Below are 24,671 nucleotides of genomic sequence, written 5' to 3' on the forward strand. Positions count from 1 at the left end.
CGGTGCTGGGCTGGGTGGCGGGCTCGGGCTCCGCCCGGCTGCGGTGCGGATGCCTCATCCGCCGCCCCCGGTCTCGCCCGGGTCCGGCGCTGGCGGCTGGCAGATATCGACGGTGCGGTCGATCGCCTGCAGGCCGCCGAACGCCCCGGTGAACGCGAGCCGGAAGGTCGCCTTGTTCGGGTCGTTCGGGTCCGGGGCCCAGTTCTGGATGACGGCGGAGCCCGCCGCGGCCGAGGTGACGGTGGCCCCGGCCTCGCCCGTCGAGACGTCGCTCGGGTTCGCGGGGGCGGGCACGCAGGAGCTGCTGAAGTCGACCGACACGGGCGCGGGCGCAGTGTTCGCGCTCACGGTGATCTCGTTGGAGCAGTAGAGGCCGCCCCAGGTGTCGTGGCACTGCCGGGCGAGCACCTGGCCCGGGTTCGACCCGTCGTTGACGGCCGAGCCGAAGTCCGTCGTCCAGCCGCCGGAGCTGCTCGAGGAGTACTCGACGTGGAAGTCCTCGATCGAGGCGAGGCTCGGGCCGGTGACCTCGTAGCGGAAGTGGGTGCCGCCGCCCGCGGGCGCGGTGGCGACGGTGTAGCTCGCGTCGCCCGTGGGCGTGTCCGCGCTCGTGTAGACGCGCACCTCGCCGATCCCCGAGGCGACGACCCCGAAGCCGTTGGAGCCGCACGCCTTGATGTAGTAGCGCTTGCGCTCGTCGAGGCCGTCGATGTCCGGCGAGGTCGAGACCCGCGCCGAGCCGGCGCTGTACGTGAGCCCGCCGTTGCCGTCGGCGGAGCACTGCGGCTCTCCCCCGGAGCGCCAGGCGAAGTACACGAGCTCGTTCGGCTTCGCGCTCGAGTTGCCCGCGAGGCCGACGCCCGAGATGCGGATCGAGGAGTTCGTCGTGGCGACCGCCTGGATGGCGTTCGGCTCGAGGTAGGGCCCGCCGGCGACGGTGACCGGCGTGGCGGCCTGGCCGCCCTCGTTGTTGCCGCGCCCGGTGGGCGGCGTGTACACGCTGATCGGCACCAGGGTGATCATCTGCGGGCCCGGCGCGAGGGTCAGCTCGGCGTTCGTCTGCGCCCCCGTGCGGTCGATCGTCTGCCCGGTCTCCTGCACGCGGAACGAGCGGGCGTCGGCGTCCGAGGTGATCGTCAGCTGCACCACGCCGGCGCTCGGCGAGGTCGTGCCGGCGCGGTACACGGGGGTCGCGACGACGCCGTCGACCGAGGGCGCCTCGTAGGCCCAGGTCTCGACCGTGTTCGTGGCGGCCGAGGGCCCCACGCTGTTCACGGCGCGGGCCGAGTAGGAGTGCCGCTCGCCGGGGACGAGCCCGCCGACGGTGCACCGCCAGACGCCGGGTGCGCCCGGTCCGCAGGAGGCCCCCACCGAGCGGCCGCCCTCGAGGATCTCGACACCGGTGACCTCCGGGTGGGCCCGGAGCGCCTCGCCGAGCGAGACCTCCATCGTCACGGAGTCCTTCGTGTAGTCGGCCGTGACGATCGACGCGGGCGCCTGCGGCAGGCCGAGCAGGTCGACGGTGAGCCGTCCCTCGCCGGTGCGCCCCTGGGCGTCGGCGACGGTGAACGGCACGACGCACTGACCGCCGTAGGCGTTCTGCCCGCTCGGCCAGGTCACCGTGACGGCGGTGTCGCCCTGCATCCCGATGCTCGCGACGGGGCACGCGGTGGCGCCCAGCGAGCGCAGCTTCAGACCGGAGCCGGCCTTGCCCGAGAACGGGTCGTACTCGCCGGAGACGCCCACGACGGGGATCGAGCAGGAGCTGCCCTGCCCCACCGAGCACTGCTGCGTGAAGACCGCGCCCCGCGGCTGGTCCGCCGGGGCCTGACCGACGACGAGCGTGATCGCGGAGGTCAGCCCGCCGAAGGCGCTCACGCCCACGGTGACGGTCTCGCGGGTGCCCGGCCGGGCATCCGCCCGAGCCTCGGCCGTCACGGTCGCGCCCTGCTGGGTGACGGTGAAGGCGGCGCCCTGGTAGGTGACCGCGTAGTCGAGCTTGCCGCGGTCGCCCTCGCGACCGCCCTCCCAGCTCGTCATCTCCTCGTAGAGCCGCACCGTCTCGCTCGCGCCGGGCGGGACCGTGCGCGACACGGCCGAGAGGATGGCCTGCGGGTCCTTCGGGATGACGCTGATCGGCACGGCGACCTGCGACCACTGCTGCTGCCCCGGGAGCCGGACCCCGATGAGGCAGAGGTCGGACCACGGCGAGCCGGCACCGGCCCGGTACTCCGCCCCGGTGCCGCCCGCGGGGACGCAGCTCGCCGCGTCGCGTTGCACGGGGTACTCGCCGTCGCCCGCCAGCTCGACCCGATCACCCGACTGGAGGTCGAGGAGCTTCTGGACGTCGAAGGTCTTCGACGCCTCCTCCTTCACCTCGACGGGGCTGACGTCGCCGCGCAGCTGCACCCGGAGCTCGTCGGCGGCCGGGACCACGAGGAAGCCGAACGCCTCGACCTCGCCGCCCGCGGAGTTCGTGCCGCTCAACCGGAATGGCACGAGCGCGCCCTCGTCGGGGAGCTGACCGCGGATGCGGTGGCCCTGCACCGAGAAGCCGGCGGCGGCGGGGCCGTCGCCCCAGAGCTCGAGCTTCAGCTCCGCCGGGTCGCCGGAGGCCCAGACCACCCGGCCGCTGACGACGTCGAGCCCGCGGTCGGCGAGCTCGAGCCGGGAGCGCGCGGTGACGACGGTGTCCCGGACGACGGGCACATCGGTCGAGGCGGCCTCGGTGACGTTCACCACGACGAGCCCCTCGGCCGTCGAGGAGGTGCGCTCGGAGGCCACCGTGTAGCGGTAGGAGTTGGTGCCGACCACGTCGCCGGCGCGCAGCACGACGCGGCGGTCGGCGAGCGAGGTCCGGTCGTCGATGAGGGCGAGGAGCCGCTCGTACTCCGCGGTGCCCTCGGGGGCGTTCGGCACGAGCTTCACCAGGCGGAGCGCGCCCTGCGCGGGGTCGAGGTCGTTGCCGGCGGGATCGATCGTCACCGGCGAGTCGGAGGAGCGCTGCACCCGCACGTAGTCGCTGAAGGTGACCGGGGCGGCATCGCTCACGGCGGCGCTCAGCACGCCGACGCGCACGGCGGCGCTGCCGGTCGCGCCCGAGGCGTCGCGCACGGTGTACTCGAAGTTCGGCTGGGTGTCGCCGGTGCCGTCGGCGGGGGCCGTGTACACGATCGCGTCGCCCTCGGCCGAGATCGTGGCGACGCCGAGGCCCTTGCCCGGCTGGGTGACCGACACGAGGCGGGTGCGGTCGCCGTCGGGGTCCATGCCCGCGGCCGGCACGGGGATCGACACGCTCTGACCGCTGAGCACGCGCGCGACGAGCGAGCGGGGCTGCGGCGCGCGGTTCGCGCCGTCCGGGAGCACCGTGACCGTCACGGTCGAGTGGTCGAGCCGGTCGGGCGCCTGCTCGAGGCCGACCGCGTAGCCGAGCTCGTACGTGCCCGGCGTCTTCGGGGCGAGGTAGCGGACGCTGCTGCCGGATGCGAAGACGAGCTCACCCTCGGTGCCGGAACCGGTCACCTCGGGGTGCACGACGAGGCGCTCGGCCCTGGGGCTCACATCGTTCGCGGTGACGGGGATGCTGACGAGCTCCCCCGCCCGCATCGTGACCGTGTCCGGCATCGCGATCGGGCTGAGCCCGGCGGAGGCGGCGACGAGGAACACGCTGAGGTCGCCGACCGCCGTGCCGCCGGCGCCGTCCGAGACGGTGACCCTGGCGCGCCCGACGAGCCCGGGCTGACCGTCCTGGGTCGACCCCGCGACGCGCACCTGGGACTGGCCGACGAGGCCGATGTTGAGCTCGGGCGAGACCGAGACGGCCTCCGTGACCATGAGCACCCGGCCGCCGGTGTTCTGCACGGCGCCGAGCACGTCGACCATGGAGTCCTCGCCCTGCCGGACGAACGCGGTCATCGGGGCGATCGCGATCGGCGCGCCGGCGGCGGCCACGGTGACCCGGATGGTCGCGGACTGCTCGGCACGCGTCACGAGGTCCTGCACCGTGTAGGTGGCGGTGTAGGCGCCCGGCTCGGCGGCGCGGAGCTCGACCTGGCCGGCGGCCGCGTTCGGCACGACCTCGAGCCCGGCGCCCTCCGCGGAGGCCGTCGGCACCGCGTCGAGGAGCCGCAGCGAGCCCGAGCCGCCCGAGGCGTGGTCGGCGATCGGGACGATCGTGGTGCGTCCGGCTCCGGCGGTCACGGCGACCGGCGCGACGTCGAGGCCGGCGTTGGCGGACACCCGGAGGTCGAGGGTCGCGTCGGCGCTCGCGCCGTGGACGTCGGCGATGGTGATCTTCACCGGGACCGTCGTGCCCGCGGCGTTCGGGTCGGTGTGGCGGATGGCGACGCGGCCGTCGCCCATCGGGACGACCGTGACCGGCGCGGACGGGTCGAGCGGCTCGGCGCCGGCGAGCACGAAGGCGTCGCCCTCCGGGTCGACCCAGCCGGACAGCACGTCGACGATCGCGGTCCCGCCGGGCATGAGCTGCGGCGACGGCCACTCCTGCACGCAGGCCTCCACGCCGCACCAGACGGGCGCCGAGTTCTGGTCGTCGGGGACCACGGTGAGCGTCACGGTCACGGGGGCGGAGCTCGCCTGCCCGTCGGTGACGGCGTAGCTGAAGGTGGTCGAGCCGCTCGTCGCCCGCACCCGCACGGTCGGCGTCTGGTCGTTCGCGACGAGCGAGAGCTCGCCGAAGCCCGGGTCCGCGAGCCCGCCCGCCATGGAGGCGCGATCGACCGTCAGCACGTCCTTCGAGTTCGGGTCGTGGTCGTTGAGCAGCACGGGCAGCTCGACCTGCTGGCCCGCGCGCACGCCGAAGGAGTCCGCGACCGCGACGGGCGGTTCCTGCCTCGCGAGGTCCTCCACCTGCTGGGTGCCGACCTTGTCCTCGACCTCGTCGTCGAGGTCCCACTGCTCGAGCGGCACGAGCCGGCCGTCGGGGAGCGTCCAGAGCAGCCCGCTCGTCGTCTCGTTCAGCACCGCGCGGTCGCCGTTCGTGCGCAGCACCGGCGAGAGCGAGGCGGCCGCATCGATCTCGCCCGACGGCATGCCGAGGGCCACCGACTCACCGGTGTCGCCGAACCAGGCGGTGCCGCCGCCCGGCGCGAGCCACGCCGCGACCACACCGCCGTCGGCCACGACGGGCCTGGCCGGCACGCCGCCGTCGGCGGCGACGCGCTCGGGCTCCCCGCCGTCGAGAGGGATCGAGACGAGTCCGTCGGAGTCCGCGAGGAACGCCGCGTCGCCCGACGCCGCGCTCTGCTGCAGCAGCGCGTCGGCTCCGACGTCGAGCGTCGTCGGGGCGCCGCCGCCCTCGCGCCACGTGCGACCGTCCGCGGCGTCGACGAGCAGCCAGTGCTCGCCGATCACGGCGAGCTGGACCCCGGCGTCCGCGGCGGGCGGCGCCTCGATCGACACCGCGTCGCCGAAGCGACCGCTCTCCGCGTCGTAGCTGCGCACCGCGCCCTCGCGCGCCGAGTACATGACGAGCAGGCCGTTCGGGGAGATGCCGATCGCGTTGGCGGCGTACGTCTCGTCGGTGTCGCCCTCCTCGCCCGCGAACGGGTCGACCGGCACCGCCTGGTCGCTCTCGACCCGGCCGACGTGCACGGTCCCGGTGTCGGTGCGGTAGGCGATCCAGTCGCCGGCCGACTGCACCTCGCGCGTGCCGACGGGGGTCGGCGTGCCGCCCACGCCGTCGGCGCCGACGAGGTCGACGGGGTCGGCGACGTTCACCTGCCAGCGCTGCCCGAGCCCCTGGCTGTAGACGGAGGCGCGCGCGCCGGACTGCACGATCGCGCTCGGGTCGTCGACGTCGCGGACGACGTCGATCTCGGCGAGGTCGGTGTTGACCCGAGCGTACTGGCCGGCGTCACGGCTCACCCACACGGAGGTCTCGAGCCGGGGCACCTGCTGGGCCTCGTAGCCGTTCGCCGTCACCGCGAGGGTGACCACGGTCGCGACGGCGGCCACGCCCGCCACGGCGCCGATGATCGCGCTGCGCGACGGTCGACGCCCGCTGCGCTCGCGTGCTGCGGCCGCCATCAGAGCACTCCCGCGAGGTTCATCGCCACGGCGCCGGCGATGAGGACGCCGAGCCCGGCGCCCACGCCGATGAGCGTCGGCTTCAGCCATCCGTTCCGCGCCGGCGCCGCGGCGAGCCCGCCGTCGTCGACGATGCGGCCGCGCGGCGTCGCGGCGGAGGCGGTGCGCGCGGCGAGGCGGCCCTCGGGCTTCACCGTCGAGATCACCGGGCCGCGGCTCGAGGCGTCCGCGAAGTCGATGGGTGCGGCGGCGGCCCACTCCGTCGCGGCGACCTCGAGCGTCGTCGGGGTGAGGCCGAGCTCGTACTGCGCCCAGCGCAGCTGCTCGCCGAACTCGCTCATCGAGGCGTAGCGACGCGAGGGGTCGCGCTGCATCGCCGTCGCGAGCACCGCGTCGATGCGGGGCGGCACGCCGCGCGGGGAGAGCGGCGTGTACCTCGCCGAGAGCACTCGACGGGAGAGCTGGTCAACCGTGTTGCGGGCGCGATCGGGCAACTCGAAGGGGCTGTGCCCCGCGAGCAGCGTGTAGAGGGTCGCGCCGAGCCCCCAGATCTCGGAGGCGACGGTGCCGGTGGTCTGCTCGCCGAGCACCTCCGGCGCGCTCCAGGGGATCGACATGGCGAACGCCTCGCCCTGCCCGTCGCCGATCGCCGCGGCGATGCCGAAGTCGGCGAGCACGGGCGCGCCGAGCGAGTTCAGCAGCAGGTTGCTGGGCTTGATGTCACGGTGCAGCAGGCCGGTGCGGTGCGCGGTCTCGAGGGCGCCCGCCATCCGCACGCCGATGTCGAGCACCTCGTCGTAGGGCATCGGGCCGCGCTTGGCCTTCGCGCCGAGTGAGTCGGGGCAGTACTCCATCACGAGGTACGGGCGGCCGTCTGCGGAGATCGAGGCCTGATGGATGGTCACGATCGAGGGGTGGGCGCTCAGCCTGGCCATCGCGTCGGCCTCGACCGTGAACGAGCGGCGCGCCTCCGCGTCGACGACGTCGGCGAGCAGCACCTTCACCGCGGTGACGCGGCGCGGCAGGTCCTGCTCGTAGAGGAAGACGTCGGCGAAGCCGCCGGTGCCGAGCGGGCGCACGTAGCTGTAGCCCGCGAGCACGGGCGGCGCAGAGGGCAATCGCTTCGCCACGCGGCCCCTCCCTGCCAGCTCGTCATCGGACCGCCGACAGGCGCACCCCGTTCCGTTCTCCGAGTCCGGCCGCCGTCGTCGCGGCCCCCGGATCCCGCGGACGCCTGCCTCCGGCGTCCGCGAGTCATCCTAGATGACCCGCGCTCGGGTGACGAACCCGGGGTTACTCGCCCGCGCCGGCCGACTCCGCCTCGACGTCGGAGGCGGCGGTGAGCCGCAGCGAGTCGATGAGCTGCGCGGCGTGGTTCGTCGACACGATGAGCCGGGCGAACTCGCCGCCGGACAGCTCGAGCACGACCGCCTGGCGCTTGCCCTTGACGATGACGAAGTCGCTGCCGCCGTGGTACTTCCACACGCCGACCGCCACGACGAGCGGGACCTCGGTGCCGCGGCGGCGGATGCCCCGGATCCAGATCCACGGGTCGTCGGTGATGATGGCCGAACGGATGTCGCCCTGCTGCACGACGATGTCGTCTCCGCGCAGCGCGAGCGACTTCTCAGTCGCGGTGAGCTGCACCTCGACGCGGTCGCTGTGCACGCGGAGCTTCGCCATGCCCTCCATCCTGCCCGATCACCACCGACAATTCAGGAATACTCCGGCGCGGAGTTCTGCAGGGGCGGCGGTCGGTCGGGCGCAGGCGGCTCAGGCGGGGCGGGCGGATGCCGCGGCGCGCGCCGCGGCGGGCAGCGCGTCGAGGATGCGGCCGATCGCCGCCTCGTCGTGCGCGGCGGTGACGAACCACGCCTCGAAGACGCTCGGCGGCAGCGAGACCCCGGCGTCGAGCATGGCGTGGAAGAACGGGGCGTAGCGCCACGACTCCTGCCGCTGCACGGTCGCGTAGTCGTGGGCGCCACCCGCGAGCTCCTCGCCGAAGACGAAGCTGAACAGGTTGCCGGCCCGCTGCACCGCGTGGGCGACCCCTTCGGCGGCGAGCGCCTCGGAGACGGCGGTCGAGATCGTCGCGGCCGTGGCGTCGAGCCGCCCGTACACCTCGGCGTCGGCGGCGCGGAGCGTGGCGATGCCCGCAGCCACGGCGACCGGGTTCCCCGAGAGGGTGCCCGCCTGGTAGACCGGGCCGAGCGGCGCGAGCTGCTGCATGAGCTCGGCGCGACCGCCGAGGGCGGCCACCGGCATCCCGCCGCCGATGACCTTGCCGAAGGTCATGAGGTCGGGCGTGTAGGCCGTGTCGGCCGAGCGCGCCTCGAGTCCCCACCAGCCGGCCTCGGATACGCGGAAGCCGGTGAGCACCTCGTCGCTGATGACGAGCGCGCCGTGCGCGTGCGCGAGCTCCACGAGCGCCCGGTTGAAGCCGGGCCGCGGCGGCACGACGCCCATATTCGCGGCCGAGGCCTCGACGATGACGGCGGCGATGCGCTCGCCGTGCTCGGCGAAGACCGCGGCGAGCGCGTCGAGGTCGTTGTAGGGCACGACGAGCGTGAGCGCGGCGATATCGGCGGGTACGCCGGCGGAGCCGGGCAGCGCGAAGGTCGCGAGGCCAGAGCCGGCCTCGGCGAGCAGGCCGTCGGAGTGGCCGTGGTAGTGCCCGGCGAACTTCACGAGCACGTCGCGGCCGGTCGCCCCGCGGGCGAGGCGGATGGCGCTCATGGTGGCCTCGGTGCCGGTGGACACGAGCCGCAGCTGCTCGACGGGGGCGACGCGGGCCTCGACGAGCTCGGCGAGCTCCGTCTCGGCGGGCGTCGAGGAGCCGAACGAGAGGCCTCGGGCAGCGGCCGCCTGCACCGCCTCGACGACGCGCGGGTCGGCGTGGCCGAGGATGGCGGGGCCCCAGCCGGCGACGAGGTCGACGTACTCGCGGCCCTCGGCGTCGGTGACGTACGGCCCGCGGGCGGAGACGAGGAAGCGGGGCGTACCGCCGACGGAGCGGAAGGCGCGCACGGGCGAGTTCACCCCGCCGGGGATGGCGGCCTGCGCGCGCGCGAACAGCTCGGCGTTGGTTCCCTGAGCTCCGCTGGTTCCCTGAGCTCCGCTGGTTCCCTGAGCTCGTCGAAGGGCGCTCATGCCTCGTCCCCGTTCCGGATCCAGGTGGCGAGCTCGCTCGCCCAGTACGTGAGCACGGCGTCGGCGCCCGCGCGGCGGATGGAGCGCACGGACTCGATGATCGCGCGGCGGCGGTCGATCCAGCCGTGCATGGCGGCGGCCTCGATCATCGCGTACTCGCCGGACACCTGGTACGCCCAGACCGGCACCTCCGAGACGGCGGCGACGTCGGCGAGCACGTCAAGGTAGCCGCCGGCGGGCTTCACCATGACGACGTCGGCACCCTCCTGGATGTCGATGGTCGCCTCGCGCAGGCCCTCGCGGCGGTTGCCGGGGTCGAGCTGGTAGCTGCGCCGGTCGCCCTCGAGCGTCGACTCGACGGCGTCGCGGAAGGGCCCGTAGAACGCCGAGGCGTACTTGGCGGAGTAGGCGAGGATCGCGGTGTCGGCGAAGCCGGCGGCGTCGAGCGTGTGCCGCACGGCGGCGACCTGGCCGTCCATCATGCCGGAGAGCCCGAGCAGCTGGGAGCCGGAGGCGGCCTGCACGAGCGCCATCTCGCGGTAGCGGTCGAGGGTGGCGTCGTTGTCGACGGCGCCGGAGGGGTCGAGCACACCGCAGTGGCCGTGGTCGGTGAACTCGTCGAGGCAGAGGTCGGTCTGCACGACGAGCGCGTCGCCGGCCTCCTCGCGCACGATACGGGTCGCGACGTTCAGGATGCCGTCGGCGTCGGTCGCGCCCGAGCCGATCGCGTCACGGGTCTCGGGGACGCCGAACAGCATGACGCCGCCGACGCCGGCCTCGGCCGCCTCGGCGACGGCGCCCTTGACGCTCTCGAGGGAGTGCTGCACGACGCCGGGCATGGAGGCGATCGGCACGGCCTCGGACACGCCCTCGCGGACGAAGATCGGCAGCACGAGGTCGGCGGGGTGCAGCCGGGTCTCGGAGACGAGGCGGCGGAGCGCGGGACTCTGCCGCAGACGACGGGGGCGGATGGCTGGCGCGGAGCTCACCCGTCAAGCCTACGCGGGCCCGGCTGGACGTCGCCTGGCGGGGCGTCGCCTGGCGGGGCATCGCCGCTCGGCGCCGCCGCCGCGGCATCCGCCTCGCCCTTCCCGAGCCGCGCGAAGCGGCGGGCGACCCAGGCGACGACGGCCTCGAGCGGCCCGCGCCGGCCGAGCAGGGCGAGCACGAGCCCGATGAGCAGGGCGCCCGCGACGTGCAGCAGCCAGAGCTGGAGGCTCGACACCTGCCAGGGGATGCCGTCGTCCCACGGCTCCAGCGAGGCGAGCGCGTCGACGAGCCCGGCGGCCAGCACGTGCGCCGTGTAGACGGTGAGCGGGGCGCCGCCCGCGGCGCCGATCGGGGCGAGTACGAGACGCGTCCGCGGCCCGAGGCTCGCGCCGAGCGCGAGGCAGAGGCCGAGCGCGAGGAGCGAGGTGCCGCAGGTGATCGCGAGGTCGAAGCTCGTGCCCGTGTGCGGCGCGGGCGAGGCGAGCCACCACAGGCTGCCGCCGGGCGGTCCGCCGAACTGCTCGGCGAGGAACTGCTCGGCGACGCCGGCCGCGCCGAGCTCCGGCCGGGCCTCGGCGAGACGCTCGAGGCCGCCGAACCCCACCGCGAGCAGCCAGCTGAGCGAGACGGCGACGGCGGCGAGGCCGGCGCCGATCGCCGCGAGCCGGATGCCGAGGGCGCGGAGCCGGGCGGGCTCCGCGACGACGGCGAGCACCGTGCGGCCGACCACGAGCCCGACCATCGTGTAGACGAGCCAGGTGCCGACCGGGTACACGCCGGTGACGAGGAGGCCCCGCACGAGCCGAAGCGGGTCCTCGAAATCGAGCCAGCTCGCGCTGCCGACTTCGAACGGCACGACGAGCTCGGCCCGGGCGAGCTGCAGCAGCGGCGGCCAGACGAGCGCCCAGCCCACGGCGATCGGCAGCAGCACCCGGCTGGGCACGCGCAGGAACGGGATCATCGCCCAGAACGTCAGCGCGTAGTAGGCGAGGATGACGAGGATGCTGCCCGGGAACAGGCCGAGCGTCAGCCCGATCACGAGCAGGGCGAGCCCGCGGCCGAACACCGCCCAGCGTGCCGACGCCAGCCGCCCCTCAGCGACGGCTCGGCGCGTGGACAGCGCGATGCCGACGCCGGCGAGCACGGCGAAGAGCGCGGCGGCCTTGCCCTGCAGCGCGGCGGAGAGCGCGGGCGTGCCGCCGTCGGGCTGCCAGGTCCAGAGATGGGTGGCCATCATGCCGGCGAGGGCGAGGAAGCGCGCGTAGTCGATGCCGACGATGCGGGCCGCGCGCGTGCCGTGGGAGCCGTCGTCGACGGTGCGCTCGCCGGTCCCGCTCGAAGTCATGAGCCGAGACTACGGGCAGCGGCGGCCCGTGGCCTGATGTCCGCGGCTGCTACGCCCGGGCGAGGGCGGCGTTCACGACCGCGTCGATGAGCGACTCGGCACTGCGCTCGACGGCGACGACGTCGACCCGCAGGCCGAGCTTCGCGGCATCCCGCTGGGTCTGCGGCCCGATGGCCGCGACGAGCGTCTGCTCGGGGATCGGCCCGAGCTGCTGCTGCACCTGCTCGGCGACGCTGCCCGAGGTCACGAGCACGGCGCTGACGTTGCCGGCGCGGACGTCGTCGACGACCTTGTCGGCGATGGGCACCCCGACCGTGCGGTATGCGACGACCGCCTCGACGTGGTGGCCGATGCGCTGCAGGCCCACGGAGAGCACCTGCTTCGCGATCGCCGAGCGGAGGGCGAGCACGCGCAGGCCCTTCTGCCCCTCGGTCGCCGCTTCCCACTCCTCGAGCAGGCCGCGCGCCGAGTTCTCCTCGGAGGGGACGATGTCGACGTGGTACCCGGCGGCGGTGAGCGCCGCGGCGGTGGTCTCGCCGACCGCCGCGACCTTCGTCGACGCCGGGATGGTGGCGCCATAGGTGGAGAGCACGTCGACCGTGGTCGCGCTCGTCAGGGTCACCCAGTCGAACTCCCCGCGGCCGAGCTTCTCGAGCGCGGACTCCAGGGCGGCCTGGTCGTCGGCCGGGGCGAAGTTGATCATGGGGGCGATGACGGGGGTGGCCCCGCGCGAGCGGAGCGCCGCGGCGACCGCGTCGCCCCAGGGGCCGCCGCGGGGCACGAGCACGCGCCAGCCGGCGAGCGGTTTGCCGTCGCCCGAGACGGACACGTTGATCGTGCCCGTCATCGGTTCGAATTCGCTCACCGCGGCTCCTCGAGTGCTGCCAGGTCTGCGGCACCGTTGCCGAGGAGTTCGGCGACGACGCGCTCGGCGACGTCGCCGGCCGCTTCGGCCAGGTCGGCGCTCGAGCGGCTTTCAGGGGTCGCAGCGTGAGAACTCGTCAGCTTGCGCGCCCCGTCGGCACTGTACACGGTGGCCGTGAGGAAGAGAAGTTCGTCCTCGATGAAGGCGTTCGCGGCGATCGGAGCGGAGCACCCCGCCTCGAGCCCGGCGAGCACGAGCCGCTCGGCGAGCACCGTGGCCCGGGTCGAGCGGTGGTCGACGCCCTCGAGCGCGCGCTCCAGCACCCGCTCGCCGCGCTCGCGGCGGACCTCGACGGCGAGCGCGCCCTGGCCGGGCGCAGTGGGCCAGTCGGAGAGCTCGAGCAGCTCGGTCGCCGCCTCGAGCCGGCCCAGCCGGCCGAGCCCCGCGGCGGCCAGCACGACGGCGTCGAGCTCGCCGCTCGCCACCTTGCCGAGCCGGGTGTCGACGTTGCCGCGGAGGTCGACGACCTCGAGGTCGGGGCGCACCGAGCGCAGCTGCGCGATGCGGCGCGGCGAGCCGGTGCCGACGCGAGCGCCCTCGGGCAGCTCCGCGAGGGTGAGGCCGTCGCGCGCGCAGAGCGCGTCGCGCGGGTCGGCGCGCTTGGGCACCGCGCCGAGGCGCAGCCCCTCGTGCTCGGCGGTCGGCAGATCCTTCAGGGAGTGCACGACGACGTCGCAGTCGCCGGCGAGCAGCGACTCGCGCAGCGCCGCGGCGAAGACGCCCTCGCCGCCGATCTCGCTGAGCGAGGCGCGCGAGGTGTCGCCGTGCGTGGTGACCTCGACGAGCTCGATCTCGGCGCCGCCGGCGGCCTTCGCGATGCGCTCGGCGATCCAGCGGGTCTGGGCCACCGCGAGGGCGCTGCCCCGGGTGCCGACGCGGATGAGCTCGGTCACGGCGCGATCCCGGCGAGGGCGGGGCGGAAGCCGAGACGGACGTTCTCGCAGCAGCCCGGGCGGCACACGTCGTACCAGGGGCCGAGCTCGGTCATCGCGGGGCGCTCCTCGGTCGGCGTGCCGTTGACACGCTCGAGCACGAGGTCGACGAGGCCCGCGACGTAGGCGGGGTGCGTGCCGGGCGTCGGCACGCGGACGGCCTCGAGCCCGTGCTCCTCGCAGCTCTCGAGCGCCTCGTTGTCGAGGTCCCAGAGCACCTCCATGTGGTCGCTCACGAAGCCGAGCGGCACGATGACGACGGCCTTGCGGCCCGTGGCGGGCAGTTCGGCGATGGCGTCGTTGATGTCGGGCTCGAGCCACGGCATCGACGGGGGGCCGGAGCGCGACTGGTAGACGAGTTGCCACGGCACGTCGCTCGCGCCCGCCTCGCGCATGACGACCTCGGCCACGGCCCGGTGCTGGGCCGCGTAGGCGCCGCCCTCGCCGAAGCCGCGCTCGGCCGGGCCGGACTTGGCCGCGTCGGTCGACGGGATCGAGTGGGTCGCGAAGAGCACCTCGACGCCGCTCGTGCGGTCGAGTCCGGGCACCCGGCGCTCGAGCTCGGCGAGGCCGTCGCGCACGCCCTCGATGAACGGCTGCACGAAGCCGGGGTGGTCGAAGAACTGGCGCACCTTGTCGATCTGGACCGTCTCGGCGAGGCCGGTGTCGGCGAGGGCGTCGGCGAAGTCCTCGCGGTACTGGCGGCAGCTGGAGTACGAGCTGTAGGCGCTCGTGGCGATCGCGATGAGCTTGGTGAAGCCGCGCTCGTTCGCCTCGTTCAGCGCGTCGTTGAGGTACGGGTCCCAGTTGCGGTTGCCCCAGATCACGGGCAGCTCGACGCCGCGCCGGGCGAGCTCCGCCTCGAGGGCGGCCTTCAGCTCGCGGTTCTGCTGGTTGATCGGGCTGATGCCGTCGAAGTGGCGGTAGTGGTGGGCGACCTCTTCGAGGCGCTCGTCGGGGATGCCCCGGCCGCTCGTGACGTTCCGCAGGAAGGGGATGACGTCGTCCTGCCCCTCGGGCCCGCCGAAGCCGGCCAGCAGGATCGCGTCGTAGGCGACGGGCTCGGTGACGTGCTCGGGGCCCGACTGGGCGGCCTCGGTGGCGCCGGGCACGCAGGCGCCGGAGGCGCAGTACGCCTCGGCGGCCGGGGCCGGCTTGCGGCCGCGGGCGGCCTCGCGCTCGGGCGCGGCGGCTCCGGTCGAGCCCAGGTTCGTCGCGGCCATTACTGCAGCACCTCCACGAGCTCGGCGGTCGAGATCCGTCGACCGGTGTAGAACGGGACCTCTTCGCGGACGTGCATGCGGGCGTCGGTGGCGCGCAGCTCGCGCATGAGGTCGACGAGCTCGGTGAGCTCGTCGGACTCGATCGGCAGGAGCCACTCGTAGTCGCCGAGGGCGAAGGCGCTCACGGTGTTCGCGATCGCGCCGCGGAACGAGGCGCCCTTACGGCCGTGCTCGGCGAGCATGCGGGAGCGCTCGGCGGGGTCGAGCAGGTACCACTCGTAGCTGCGCACGAAGGGGTAGATGGTCATCCACGCCTTGGGCTCGATGCCGCGCAGGAAGCCGGGCACGTGCGCCTTGTTGAACTCGGCGTCACGGTGCACGCCCATGGCGTTCCAGGTCGGCAGCAGCGCGCGCAGCAGGCGGCTGCGCTTCAGTTCGCGCAGCGCCCACTGCAGGCCCTCAGCGGTGGCGCCGTGCAGCCAGATCATGACGTCGGCGTCGGCGCGGAGGCCGGAGACGTCGTAGAGGCCGCGGACCGTGACGCCCTCGTTCTCGACGAGCGCGATCACGCCGTCGAGTTCGGTCACGAAGCGCGGCACATCGCGCCCGTCGAGGTCATCGGGGCGCGCGGGGTCCTTTCGGAGCACGGCGAAGAGCGTGTAGCCCTCGGGCGACTGCTCGGGTTCGGACGCGTGACGGAGCTCGTCGGCTGCCCCTTCGGCAGCGGGGGAAGACATACCCCCAGTCTCCCTCTTTCCCCCGGAAGGTCCAAAAGGGAGGCGTCGGCTCCGCCGAATGGCGCGGGAATCCGCGGACGGCTCAGTCCTGTCCGGTCGCGGCGAGCGCGTCGAGGAAGCGGATGACGATCTCGCGCTCCTCCGGTGCGAGGGCCGCCGCGGCAGCGAAGCGGCGCGCGTGCTGACGGCCGACGGTCTCGCGGGCGTCGTGCCGGGTGTGCTCGGTGACGGCGATCGCGAGGGCGCGGCGGTCGCTCGGGTGGGGCGATCGGGTGACGTGGCCGCCGCGTTCGAGCCGGTCGAGGAGCTTCGTGGTGGAGGCGCTGGAGATGCCGAGGTGCTCGGCGAGCGCGCCGGGCGTCACGACGAGCCCCTGGTTGCGTGCGGCGATGAGGAAGCGGATGGCGCGCATGTCGGTCTGGTTGAGCTGCATGTAGCGCCGGGAGGCCTCGCTCATCCGCTCGGCGGCGGCGTGCCAGCCGCGCAGCGCCTGCATGACGCGCACGACCTGGTCGACCTCCTCATCGGCGAGTCCGCTGCGGTCGACGAGCTCCTCGTCGCGGTCGACGATGCGCGGATCGTGCATCGCCGATTCCACGCGCCGGCTGCGCTCCCGCTCATCTGCCATGTCGAGATTCTAGCTAAGCGAGACGAATCTCGCTAAGCTACTCACTAGCCTGGCGAGATAATCGCCGCGGCGAGCGTTCAGCGTCTCACGACCGAGTTGCCGAAGGAGCCGACATGACCGACCTCACCACGACCCCGCCCGCCGCGCGCGCCCGGGCTTCCCGGCCTGCGACGCTCCAGCCCGCCGCCTCGTCGGTCGAGCAGGTCGTGCTCCTCGACGAGGCCGGCAACCAGATCGGCACCGCCCCGAAGTCGAGCGTCCACGGCGCCGACACCGCCCTCCATCTCGCGTTCTCATGCCACGTCTTCGACGACGAGGGCCGCCTCCTGGTGACCCGCCGCGCGCTCGGCAAGGTCGCCTGGCCCGGCGTGTGGACCAACTCGTTCTGCGGGCACCCCGCCCCGGCCGAGCCGCTGCCGCACGCGGTGCGCCGCCGGGCCGAGTTCGAGCTCGGCCTCGAGCTCCGCGACGTCGAGCCGGTGCTGCCGTTCTTCCGCTACCGGGCGACGGATGCCTCGGGCATCGTCGAGCACGAGATCTGCCCGGTCTACACGGCGCGCACGAGCTCGGTGCCGGCGCCGCATCCCGACGAGGTCCTCGACCTCGCCTGGGTCGAACCGGGCGAGCTCGCCACCGCGGTCCGCGCCGCGCCCTGGGCGTTCAGCCCCTGGCTCGTGCTGCAGGCGCAGCTGCTGCCCTTCCTCGGCGGCCACGCCGACGCGCGCGCCCGCACGGAAGCGCTCGTCTCGTGAGCCTCGTCGCGACCGTGGTCGCCCCGAGCCGGCAGGCCGAGGTGGAGCGCTACCTCGGCGGCTTCTTCGACGACGCCATCGTGCGGGCCGACGCGCACGCCGCCGACTACCGGCGGCTCTGGGCGGCAGCGCGGGACGCCGCGAGCGGCGGCAAGCGGATCCGTCCCAGGCTCGTGCTGGGCGCCTACGACGCGCTCGCCGCGCAGGGTGCGCCGGCGAGCGGCCGCGAACGGGCCGACGCCGAGCCGGCTGCCGCTGCGGAGGCCGTGGCGCTCGCGGCGGCCTTCGAGCTGCTGCACACCGCGTTCCTCGTGCACGACGACGTCATCGACCGCGACCTCGTGCGCCGGGGCGAGCCCAACGTCGCCGGCCGCTTCGCGCTCGACGCCGCGCTGCGCGGACTCGAGCGGGAGCGGGCGGACGCCTACGGCCAGGCCTCGGCGATCCTCGCGGGCGACCTGCTGATCGCGGCGGCGCACTCCGTGGCGGCCGGCCTCGACGTGCCGGTCGAGCGCCGGCGCGCCATCCTCGCCGTCCTTGACGAGTGCGTCTTCGCCGCCGCGGCGGGCGAGCACGCCGATGTCCGGCACGCCGCCGGGGTGCGGCCCGGGGAGGCGGACATCCTCGCGATGATCGAGGACAAGACGGCCTGCTACTCGTTCAGCGCGCCGCTCCGGGCGGGGGCGCTCCTCGCCGGAGCCCCGCGCGCGACGGTCGAGCGGCTCGGCGAGATCGGCCGTCGGCTCGGCGTCGCCTTCCAGCTGCAGGACGACGTGCTCGGCGTCTACGGCGACGAGCGGGTGACCGGCAAGACGGCGCTCGGGGACCTGCGCGAAGGCAAGGAGACGCTGCTCATCGCCTACGCCCGCGGGCACGCGGCGTGGGTCGCGGCATCCGGCGCCTTCGGCCGGCCCGACCTCGACGAGGCGGGCGCCCGCCCCCTCCGTGCGGCGATCGAAGCGAGCGGCGCCCGCGCCCGCGTCGAGGCGCGCATCGCCGAGGAGGCGGCCGCGGCGCGCACGGCGATCGCCGCGGCGGGCCTGCCCGCCGCGCTCGAAGCCGAGCTGCTCGGCCTCGCCGCCGAAGCCACGAGGAGGTCGAGGTGAGCACGCGCACCACGCAGCGCACCACCCAGCGCCCGACCGCACCGCCCGCACCGTCCACCGGCCTCGCCCTCTACGACCGCACCGCCGCCGAGGGCTCGGCCCGGGTCATCCGGGCGTACTCGACCTCCTTCGGCCTCGCGAGCCGGCTCTGCTCCCCCGCCGTGCGCGAGCACCTCGCCGAGGTCTACGCGCTCGTGCGCATCGCCGACGAGCTCGTCGACGGCCCGGCCGAGGAGGCCGGGCTGCCGTGCGAGCGCCGCCGCGAGCTGCTCGACGCCCTCGAGGCCGACACGGAGGCCGCCTTCGAGAGCGGCTACAGCGCCAACCTCGTGGTGCACGCCTTCGCGCGCGCGGCGCGGCGCAGCGGCTTCGGCCAGGAGCTCACCCGGCCGTTCTTCGCCTCGATGCGACGCGACCTCGAGCCCATCGCCTTCACCGAGGAGCGCGAGCTCGACGAGTACGTCTACGGCTCGGCCGAGGTCGTCGGCCTGATGTGCCTGCGCGGCTTCGCGATCGGGCTCGCCCCGGACGCCGAGCGCGACGCCCGCTGGGAGCGCGGCGCTCGGGCGCTGGGCTCGGCGTTCCAGCGGGTCAACTTCCTGCGGGACCTCGGGGAGGATGCCTCGCTCCGCGGACGCCGCTACTTCCCGGGGGTCGACCCGGCGAGCTTCTCGGAGGCCCAGCAGCTGCGCCTCCTCGACGGCATCGACGCGGAGCTCGCCGAGGCGGCCGCCGTGATCCCGGAGCTGCCCCGCGGCTGCCGCATCGCGGTCGCCGCCGCGCACGGACTGTTCGGCGAGCTCTCCGTCCGGCTCCGCCGCACACCCGCGGCCGAACTCGTCACCCGGCGGGTCCGGGTGCCCGCGCCGCGCAAGCTCGCCATCGTCGCCCGCGTGATCGCCCGCGGAGGCCGACCGTGAGCCGCGCGGTCGTCATCGGCGGCGGCATCGCCGGGCTCGCGACGGCGGCGCTGCTCGCCCGCGACGGGCACGAGGTGCGGCTCTTCGAGGCGCGCGACGAGCTCGGCGGCCGGGCCGGGCGCTGGCGGGCGAACGGCTTCCTGTTCGACACCGGGCCGAGCTGGTACCTCATGCCGGAGGTCTTCGAGCACTTCTACCGCTTGATGGGCACCACGGCCGCCGAGGAGCTCGAGCTCGTGCGCCTCGACCCCGGCTACCGGGTGTACTTCGAAGGCTACGACGAGCCGGTCGACGTGCGGGCGGAGCGCGAGGCGTCCATCGCCCTGTTCGAGTCGATCCAGCCGGGCGCCGGCGCCGCGCTCGCCCGCCATCTCGACTCCGCCGACGAGACCTACCGGCTCGCGATGACGCACTTCCTCTACACGGACTTCGCCCGGCCGGGAGCGCTGCTCGCCGCGCCCGTGCGACGGCGGCTCGGGCGGCTCGCGAAGCTCCTGCTCGAACCGCTCGACCGCATGGTGGGGCGCTCTTTCGACGACGTGCGGCTGCGGCAGATCCTCGGCTACCCCGCGGTCTTCCTCGGCACCTCGCCCGAGCGGGCGCCGAGCATGTACCACCTGATGAGCCGCTTCGATCTCGCCGACGGCGTGTTCTACCCGATGGGCGGCTTCGGCGAGATCATCGCGAGCGTCGCCCGGCTGGCCCGCCGGGCCGGGGCCGAGCTCGTCACCGGCGCGCGGGTGCTCGGGATCGAGACGGCGGGCGGGCGGGCCACGGGCGTGCGCGTGCAGCACCATGGCCCGGCCGGCGGCCCCGGTTCCGGCACCGAGGAGTTCGTCGAGGCCGAGCTCGTCGTCTCCGCCGCCGATCTGCACCACACGGATGCCGAGCTGCTCCCGCCCCGCGCGCGGACGCGCAGCGAGGCATCCTGGTCCCGGCGCGACCCCGGCCCCGGCGCGGTGCTCGTCATGCTCGGGGTGCACGGGCGGCTACCTGAACTCGCCCACCACACCCTCTGCTTCACGGCCGACTGGCGCACGAACTTCCAGCGCGTGTTCGGCTCGCGACCGGCGATCCCCGACCCGGCGTCGTTCTACGTCTGCCGCCCGAGCGCGACGGATCCGGGCGTGGCGCCCCCCGGCTGCGAGAACCTCTTCCTGCTCGTGCCGGTGCCCGCCGATCCCACGATCGGGGCCGGCGGCGTCGACGGCCGCGGCGACCGCGCGGTCGAGGAGACGGCCGACCGGGCGATCGCGACCCTCGCCGAGTGGGCCGGCATCCCCGACCTCGCGGAGCGGATCCTCGTGCGCCGCACGATCGGACCCGCGGACTTCGAGGACTGGTTCCACTCGTGGCGCGGCTCGGCGCTCGGCCCGGGGCACACCCTGCGGCAGAGCGCCATGTTCCGGGGCCGCACGGCCTCGGCGAACGTCGAGGGGCTGTACTTCGCGGGGGCGACGACGATCCCGGGCATCGGCCTGCCGATGTGCCTGATCAGCGCCGAGCTGGTCGCGAAGGCCGTGCGCGGCGAGGATGCCCCGGGCCCGCTCCCGGAGCCGAGCGAGGAGCCGCACCCCGACCCGCTGCACCGGGAGCGCACCGGATGACCTTCCTCCACCTGGGGCTGCTGCTCGCCTCGATCGTGTGCATCGCGCTCATCGACGCGCGCTACCGGCTGTTCTTCTGGCGGGCGCCGCTGCGGGCGACGGTCGTGGTCGCCCTCGGCGTCGCGATGCTCCTCGTCTGGGACCTCTGGGGCATCTCGCTCGGCATCTTCTTCCGGGAGCCGAACGCCTACTCCACGGGACTGCTCATCGCACCGCACCTGCCGATCGAGGAGCCGGTGTTCCTCGCTTTCCTCTGCCAGCTCGCGATGGTCGGCTACACGGGCCTGCTCCGCCTCCTCGCGCACCGATCCGCGCAGCCCGCCCCCGGCCCCGCTGCCGACTCCACCGCCGAGGAGGCCCGCCGATGAGCTACGCCGTGCTCTGCTTGCCGTTCCTCGCCGTCTCGGCGGTGCTCGCCGCGATCGCCTGGCGGCGTGCACCGGCCGGCCATGCAGCGGCGCTCGCGCTCACGGCGGGCGGCCTGGTGCTCCTCACCGCCGTGTTCGACTCGCTGATGATCGCCGCGGGCCTGTTCGACTACGCCGACGCGCCCCTGCTCGGCCCGCGCCTCGGGCTCGCCCCGATCGAGGACTTCGCCTACCCGATCGCCGCGCTGCTGCTCTGCTCCGCGGTCTGGACGCTGCTCGGGCGAGCGGATGCCTCGGCGCCTCGCGACCGGCCCGCCCGCGCGCCGAGGGGGATCCGCCGATGAGCGCCGTCGGCGCCGAGGCATCCGGTCAGCGCCTGCTCCCCGCGCTCTTCACCGCATCGCGCCCGCTGAGCTGGATCAACACGGCCTTCCCGTTCGCGGCCGCGTACCTGCTGACCGTGCGCGAGATCGACGTCGCCCTCGTCGTCGGCACCCTGTTCTTCCTCGTGCCGTACAACCTCGCGATGTACGGCATCAACGACGTCTTCGACTTCGAGTCCGACGCGCGGAACCCGCGCAAGGGCGGCGTCGAGGGAGCCCTGCTGCCACCCGCCCGGCATCGCGCGGTGCTGATCGCGGCGGTCGCCCTGACGGTGCCGTTCATCGTCTGGCTCGTGCTGCTCGGCGACCCGTGGTCGTGGGCCTGGCTCGCGCTCAGCCTGTTCGCCGTGGTGGCGTACTCGGCGCCGGGCCTCAGGTTCAAGGAGATCCCGGGCCTCGACTCCCTCACCTCGAGCACGCACTTCGTCTCGCCCGCCTGCTACGGGCTCGCCCTCGCGGGGGCGACGGTGACGCCGCAGCTCGTGCTGCTGCTCGGCGCGTTCTTCGTGTGGGGCGTCGCGAGCCACGCCTTCGGCGCGGTGCAGGACGTCGTGCCCGACCGCGAGGCCGGGATCGGCTCGATCGCGACCGCGCTTGGCGCCCGCCGCACCACCCGGCTGGCGATCGGCCTCTGGCTGCTCGCGGGCGTGCTGATGCTCGGCACCTCGTGGCCGGGGCCGCTCGCCGCCGTGCTCGCCGTGCCGTACCTCGTCGCGGCGTGGCCGTACCGCTCGGTGAGCGATGCCGAGTCGGCCCGCGCGAACGGCGGCTGGCGCTGGTTCCTCGCGATCAACTACGGCGTCGGCTTCGCGGCGACGATGCTGCTGATCTGGTACGCGCTGCTCACGGCCTGAGCCGCGAGCGCCCCGTCGAGCGCGTCACTCCCCGTCGAGGGGCGGCGAGCCGAGCAGGAGCCCGGTGGAGTGGGCGATGTGCCGCCGCATCGCCTCGACGCCCTCGGCCTGCACCTCGGCGAGCAGCTCGCGGTGCTCGACGACGAGTTCGGCGAGGCTGTAGTGCCGGCGGATGTGCAGCAGGAAGAGCCGCAGCTCGGCGCCGAGCGCGGCGTGCGCCTCGACGATCCGGGGACTGCCGCTGGCGGCGACGACCGCCCGGTGCACCTCGAGGTGGAGCCGCTCGGCCTCGAGCCAGACCGGCGTCGTCTCGCGCTCACCCGGGGGGCGCAGCGCCTCCTCGGTGACGGCGAGCCGGGCGAGCTCGTCGAGGGCGAGCATCGCCGGGGCGAGCGCCACCTCGGGCCAGTGCGCGCCGTAGCGGTCGCCCGCGATGCGCACCGCCTCGACCTCGAGCGCCTCGCGCAGTTGCTGCAGCGCGAGCACCTGCGCGTGGTCGAACTCGGTGACCCGCACCCCCCGGTAGGGTGCCGACTCCGCGAGCCGCTCGGCGACGAGCCGCTGGAACGCCGCGCGCACGGTGTGCCGCGACACCCCGAAGCGCTCGGCCGCCTGCTCCTCGCGGAGCGGAGCCCCCGAGGGCAGTGCGCCGCTCAGGATCTCGTCGCGGAGCGCATCGGCCATCCGCTCGACGGCGGTGGGCGCCGGCATGCCGCCGCGGCTCAGTCGTCGCTGACGGCGGCGCGCACGACGAGGGCGACGACGCCGGCGACCACGACGACCGCCCCGATCGCGACGGCGACCGCCCCGGCGGGGTTGCGGTCGGCGAAGGCTCTGGCCTTCACCTTCGCGCGATCGACGCGGATGCCGAGCTGCTTCGGCACGTTGAGCTTGTCCTCGAGGGCGTTGAGCGTGCTCGCGAACTCGGCGCGGGCGTCGACGACGGCCGCTCGGGCCTGCACCCGGCCGAGATTGCGTTCGCGGGTCTTCTGCTCGCGCTTGGAGCCGGAGCCGGGCGCGTCAGTAGCGGCGGTCATAGTCACCCGTTCCCTTCAGGGCGTCGAGGTCGGCCTTGAGACTGTCGATCGACTCGAGCGGCTCGGCGCCGCGCTTGAAGTTCATGATGCCGATGCTCACGAGGATCGCCATGACGAGCAGGATGGCGCCGGCGACCACGAGGGCCGCGGCCCACGCGGGCATGACGAGCGCGAGCGCGAAGATCGCCGCCGCCAGCAGGCAGAACACCAGGAACGGCAGCAGCACCAGCACCGTGACGAAGAGCCCCGAGCCGATGCCGAAGTGCTTCGCCTTGTAGCTGAACTCGGCCTTGACCTGGTCGACCTCGGCGCGGACGAGGCTCGACACCGTGTCGGGCAGCTGCCCGATCAGGGTGAAGAGCGAGCGTTCGTCTTCTGTTGGTGCACTCATCTTGCCGCCCTCCTAGGAGTCGGAGCCCGCCGAACGGCCGCTCGTGCCGCCCGGCTTCTTCGCTGCGCCGCTCTTGGCGGCGGCGCGCTTCTGCGTGCCGGGCTTCGCCGCCTGCTCCGCGGTCTTCGCCGCGGCGTCGATCGCGTCGCCGACCGCGTCGGCGGCGTCTTCGACGGCCGAGCTCGCGGCCTTGGCCGTCTTCGAGACGCCGCGCTTGGCGGCCTCTGCGGCCTCGCGCACCTCGGACTTCGTGGCACCCGAACCGCGGGTCGCGTTGCCGATGAACGACTTGGCGGCGTCGAGCACGGTGTCGGAGACGTCGCCGAGCTTGTCCTTGGCGAAGTCGGTGACGGTGCTGACGCCCTGCTGCACGGCCGGCTGGTTCCAGACGCCCTCGGCCGCGCGCTTGATCTGCTCGTACCGTTCGCGGCCGGCTCGGGTGCCGAGCACGTAGCCCACACCAAGGCCGACGACGAAGAGGATCTTGCCCTTCATTTCCACCCCATCTCCTGCCGCCTTCGGCACGGCGACCCTTCCAAGGGTAGACCCCGAGCAGGTGGGCGCAAGGGGGGTTGACGGAAATATTCCGTTTCGGTCATGAACTCGCCGTGTCGGTCGGGATGCCTACACTCCTGGCATGCCGCAGCGCACCGCACGCCTCCTGCTCGACCCGACGAGCGCCGACGATCTCGACGCCCTGCACGAGATCTACGGCGACGCGCGCACCTGGACCCATCTGCCCACCGGCCGCCACCGCGACCGCGGGCGCACGGCCGAGGTGCTCGAGCGCTGGCTCGACGACTGGCGCAGCGAAGGCTTCGGCGCCTGGACGATCCGGGAGGCGGCCGCACCCGAGCTCGTGATCGGGCACGGCGGCTGCGTGGTCCGCGGCCGTGCGGCCGGCGCGCACGACGATGCGGCCCGCGACGCCGGGGCGTACTGGAATCTCGGCTACCGCTTCCGGCCCGAGGCGCAGGGCCGGGGGCTCGCGACCGAGCTCTCGCGCGCCGCGGTCGAGGCGGCCAGACTGCGCCGGCCCGAGCTGCCGATCGTCGCCTACCTGCTGGAGCACAACACGGCGTCGGCCAGGGTGGCCGAGAAGGTCGGGCTGACGCTGCGGCACCGCGCCCCCGATGCGGGCAATCCGGATGCCTCGGCCATCCGCCTCGTCTACGCCGATCGCGAGCTCACCGCCGCGCAGCTCGCCGCGACCCTCGCCTGAGCAGAGCGGGGCCGCGCCGAGCGGGGCCGAGCCGGGCCGAGCCGGGTCGGACC

General features: G+C 74.3%; 23 protein-coding genes. 8 read left to right on the forward strand and 15 right to left on the reverse strand.

What is annotated here, in order from left to right; genetic code table 11:
* Window positions 1-54: 54 nt before the first annotated feature.
* The 11 genes from QSJ60_RS00805 to QSJ60_RS00855 all read right to left on the reverse strand — a co-directional run bounded on the left by QSJ60_RS00805 (window position 55) and on the right by QSJ60_RS00855 (window position 15,978).
* Window positions 55-6,048, reverse strand: coding sequence for an Ig-like domain-containing protein (locus QSJ60_RS00805; protein WP_285462180.1), 5,994 nt, complete (start codon window positions 6,046-6,048; stop codon window positions 55-57).
* Complete coding sequence (locus tag QSJ60_RS00810; RefSeq protein WP_230768679.1) at window positions 6,048-7,178, reverse strand: serine/threonine-protein kinase; 1,131 nt, start codon at window positions 7,176-7,178, stop codon at window positions 6,048-6,050. The genes QSJ60_RS00805 and QSJ60_RS00810 overlap by 1 nt, the downstream gene beginning before the upstream one ends.
* Window positions 7,179-7,341: 163 nt before the next feature.
* Window positions 7,342-7,731, reverse strand: a complete 390-nt coding sequence (locus tag QSJ60_RS00815) for a hypothetical protein (protein WP_189085196.1) — start codon at window positions 7,729-7,731, stop codon at window positions 7,342-7,344.
* Window positions 7,732-7,821: 90 nt separating this feature from the next.
* Entirely contained in the window at window positions 7,822-9,198 is a 1,377-nt protein-coding gene (gene hemL / locus QSJ60_RS00820) for a glutamate-1-semialdehyde 2,1-aminomutase (RefSeq protein WP_285462181.1), read from the reverse strand.
* Entirely contained in the window at window positions 9,195-10,187 is a 993-nt protein-coding gene (hemB, locus tag QSJ60_RS00825; protein ID WP_285462182.1) for a porphobilinogen synthase, read from the reverse strand. Before hemB ends, hemL begins: the two co-directional genes overlap by 4 nt.
* Entirely contained in the window at window positions 10,184-11,533 is a 1,350-nt protein-coding gene (locus QSJ60_RS00830) for a DUF418 domain-containing protein (protein WP_285462183.1), read from the reverse strand. Before QSJ60_RS00830 ends, hemB begins: the two co-directional genes overlap by 4 nt.
* A 49-nt stretch (window positions 11,534-11,582) precedes the next feature.
* Window positions 11,583-12,380, reverse strand: a complete 798-nt coding sequence (locus QSJ60_RS00835) for a uroporphyrinogen-III synthase (protein ID WP_189085932.1) — start codon at window positions 12,378-12,380, stop codon at window positions 11,583-11,585.
* Window positions 12,381-12,394: 14 nt separating this feature from the next.
* Window positions 12,395-13,351, reverse strand: coding sequence for a hydroxymethylbilane synthase (gene hemC, locus QSJ60_RS00840; RefSeq protein WP_230768683.1), 957 nt, complete (start codon window positions 13,349-13,351; stop codon window positions 12,395-12,397).
* Window positions 13,348-14,613 (reverse strand): ferrochelatase, encoded by a 1,266-nt coding sequence (locus QSJ60_RS00845; RefSeq protein WP_230768684.1) that lies wholly within the window; start codon window positions 14,611-14,613, stop codon window positions 13,348-13,350. The genes hemC and QSJ60_RS00845 overlap by 4 nt, the downstream gene beginning before the upstream one ends.
* A complete protein-coding gene (gene hemQ, locus QSJ60_RS00850) occupies window positions 14,613-15,350 on the reverse strand; it encodes a hydrogen peroxide-dependent heme synthase (protein ID WP_230768685.1) in 738 nt (245 codons plus the stop codon). The genes QSJ60_RS00845 and hemQ overlap by 1 nt, the downstream gene beginning before the upstream one ends.
* Before the next feature lie 82 nt (window positions 15,351-15,432).
* Window positions 15,433-15,978 carry a MarR family winged helix-turn-helix transcriptional regulator gene (locus QSJ60_RS00855; RefSeq protein ID WP_230768686.1) on the reverse strand — a complete coding sequence of 182 codons (546 nt, stop codon included), beginning with the start codon at window positions 15,976-15,978 and terminating at the stop codon, window positions 15,433-15,435.
* A 113-nt stretch (window positions 15,979-16,091) separates the two neighbouring features.
* Here QSJ60_RS00855 and idi point away from each other — a divergent pair, with 113 nt between their 5' ends.
* Genes idi through QSJ60_RS00890 form a run of 7 tightly spaced genes read left to right on the forward strand, consistent with a single transcriptional unit; the run spans window position 16,092 to window position 21,968 of the window.
* Window positions 16,092-16,730 (forward strand): isopentenyl-diphosphate Delta-isomerase, encoded by a 639-nt coding sequence (idi, locus tag QSJ60_RS00860; protein ID WP_285462184.1) that lies wholly within the window; start codon window positions 16,092-16,094, stop codon window positions 16,728-16,730.
* A complete protein-coding gene (locus QSJ60_RS00865) occupies window positions 16,727-17,836 on the forward strand; it encodes a polyprenyl synthetase family protein (protein ID WP_230768688.1) in 1,110 nt (369 codons plus the stop codon). The genes idi and QSJ60_RS00865 overlap by 4 nt, the downstream gene beginning before the upstream one ends.
* On the forward strand, window positions 17,833-18,756 hold the full coding sequence (locus tag QSJ60_RS00870) for a phytoene/squalene synthase family protein (protein WP_285462185.1): 924 nt from the start codon (window positions 17,833-17,835) through the stop codon (window positions 18,754-18,756). Before QSJ60_RS00865 ends, QSJ60_RS00870 begins: the two co-directional genes overlap by 4 nt.
* Complete coding sequence (locus QSJ60_RS00875) at window positions 18,753-20,363, forward strand: phytoene desaturase (RefSeq protein ID WP_285462186.1); 1,611 nt, start codon at window positions 18,753-18,755, stop codon at window positions 20,361-20,363. The genes QSJ60_RS00870 and QSJ60_RS00875 overlap by 4 nt, the downstream gene beginning before the upstream one ends.
* On the forward strand, window positions 20,360-20,731 hold the full coding sequence (locus QSJ60_RS00880; protein ID WP_285462187.1) for a lycopene cyclase domain-containing protein: 372 nt from the start codon (window positions 20,360-20,362) through the stop codon (window positions 20,729-20,731). Before QSJ60_RS00875 ends, QSJ60_RS00880 begins: the two co-directional genes overlap by 4 nt.
* Window positions 20,728-21,075, forward strand: a complete 348-nt coding sequence (locus QSJ60_RS00885) for a lycopene cyclase domain-containing protein (RefSeq protein ID WP_285462188.1) — start codon at window positions 20,728-20,730, stop codon at window positions 21,073-21,075. Before QSJ60_RS00880 ends, QSJ60_RS00885 begins: the two co-directional genes overlap by 4 nt.
* Window positions 21,072-21,968: a prenyltransferase gene (locus QSJ60_RS00890; protein WP_285462189.1), complete on the forward strand. Its 897-nt coding sequence runs from the start codon at window positions 21,072-21,074 to the stop codon at window positions 21,966-21,968. Before QSJ60_RS00885 ends, QSJ60_RS00890 begins: the two co-directional genes overlap by 4 nt.
* Before the next feature lie 24 nt (window positions 21,969-21,992).
* Here the strand turns inward: QSJ60_RS00890 and QSJ60_RS00895 are convergent, their stop codons facing one another.
* The 4 genes from QSJ60_RS00895 to QSJ60_RS00910 are packed head-to-tail and all read right to left on the reverse strand — an operon-like array spanning window position 21,993 to window position 23,891.
* The gene (locus QSJ60_RS00895; protein ID WP_285462190.1) at window positions 21,993-22,679 is read right to left on the reverse strand and encodes a GntR family transcriptional regulator; all 687 of its coding nucleotides are present in this window, start codon (window positions 22,677-22,679) and stop codon (window positions 21,993-21,995) included.
* A gap of 11 nt (window positions 22,680-22,690) precedes the next feature.
* Window positions 22,691-23,005, reverse strand: a complete 315-nt coding sequence (locus QSJ60_RS00900; protein ID WP_229781658.1) for a hypothetical protein — start codon at window positions 23,003-23,005, stop codon at window positions 22,691-22,693.
* Window positions 22,989-23,396, reverse strand: coding sequence for a phage holin family protein (locus tag QSJ60_RS00905; RefSeq protein ID WP_285462191.1), 408 nt, complete (start codon window positions 23,394-23,396; stop codon window positions 22,989-22,991). Before QSJ60_RS00905 ends, QSJ60_RS00900 begins: the two co-directional genes overlap by 17 nt.
* Window positions 23,397-23,408: 12 nt before the next feature.
* Complete coding sequence (locus QSJ60_RS00910; protein WP_285462192.1) at window positions 23,409-23,891, reverse strand: YtxH domain-containing protein; 483 nt, start codon at window positions 23,889-23,891, stop codon at window positions 23,409-23,411.
* 142 nt (window positions 23,892-24,033) lie between these two features.
* Between QSJ60_RS00910 and QSJ60_RS00915 the strand changes: the two genes are divergently transcribed.
* A complete protein-coding gene (locus tag QSJ60_RS00915; protein WP_285462193.1) occupies window positions 24,034-24,618 on the forward strand; it encodes a GNAT family N-acetyltransferase in 585 nt (194 codons plus the stop codon).
* Window positions 24,619-24,671 lie beyond the last annotated feature (53 nt).

Origin of the sequence: Agromyces sp. NBRC 114283, assembly GCF_030268405.1 — a bacterium.
GTDB classification, from domain to species: Bacteria; Actinomycetota; Actinomycetes; order Actinomycetales; family Microbacteriaceae; genus Agromyces; species Agromyces mediolanus.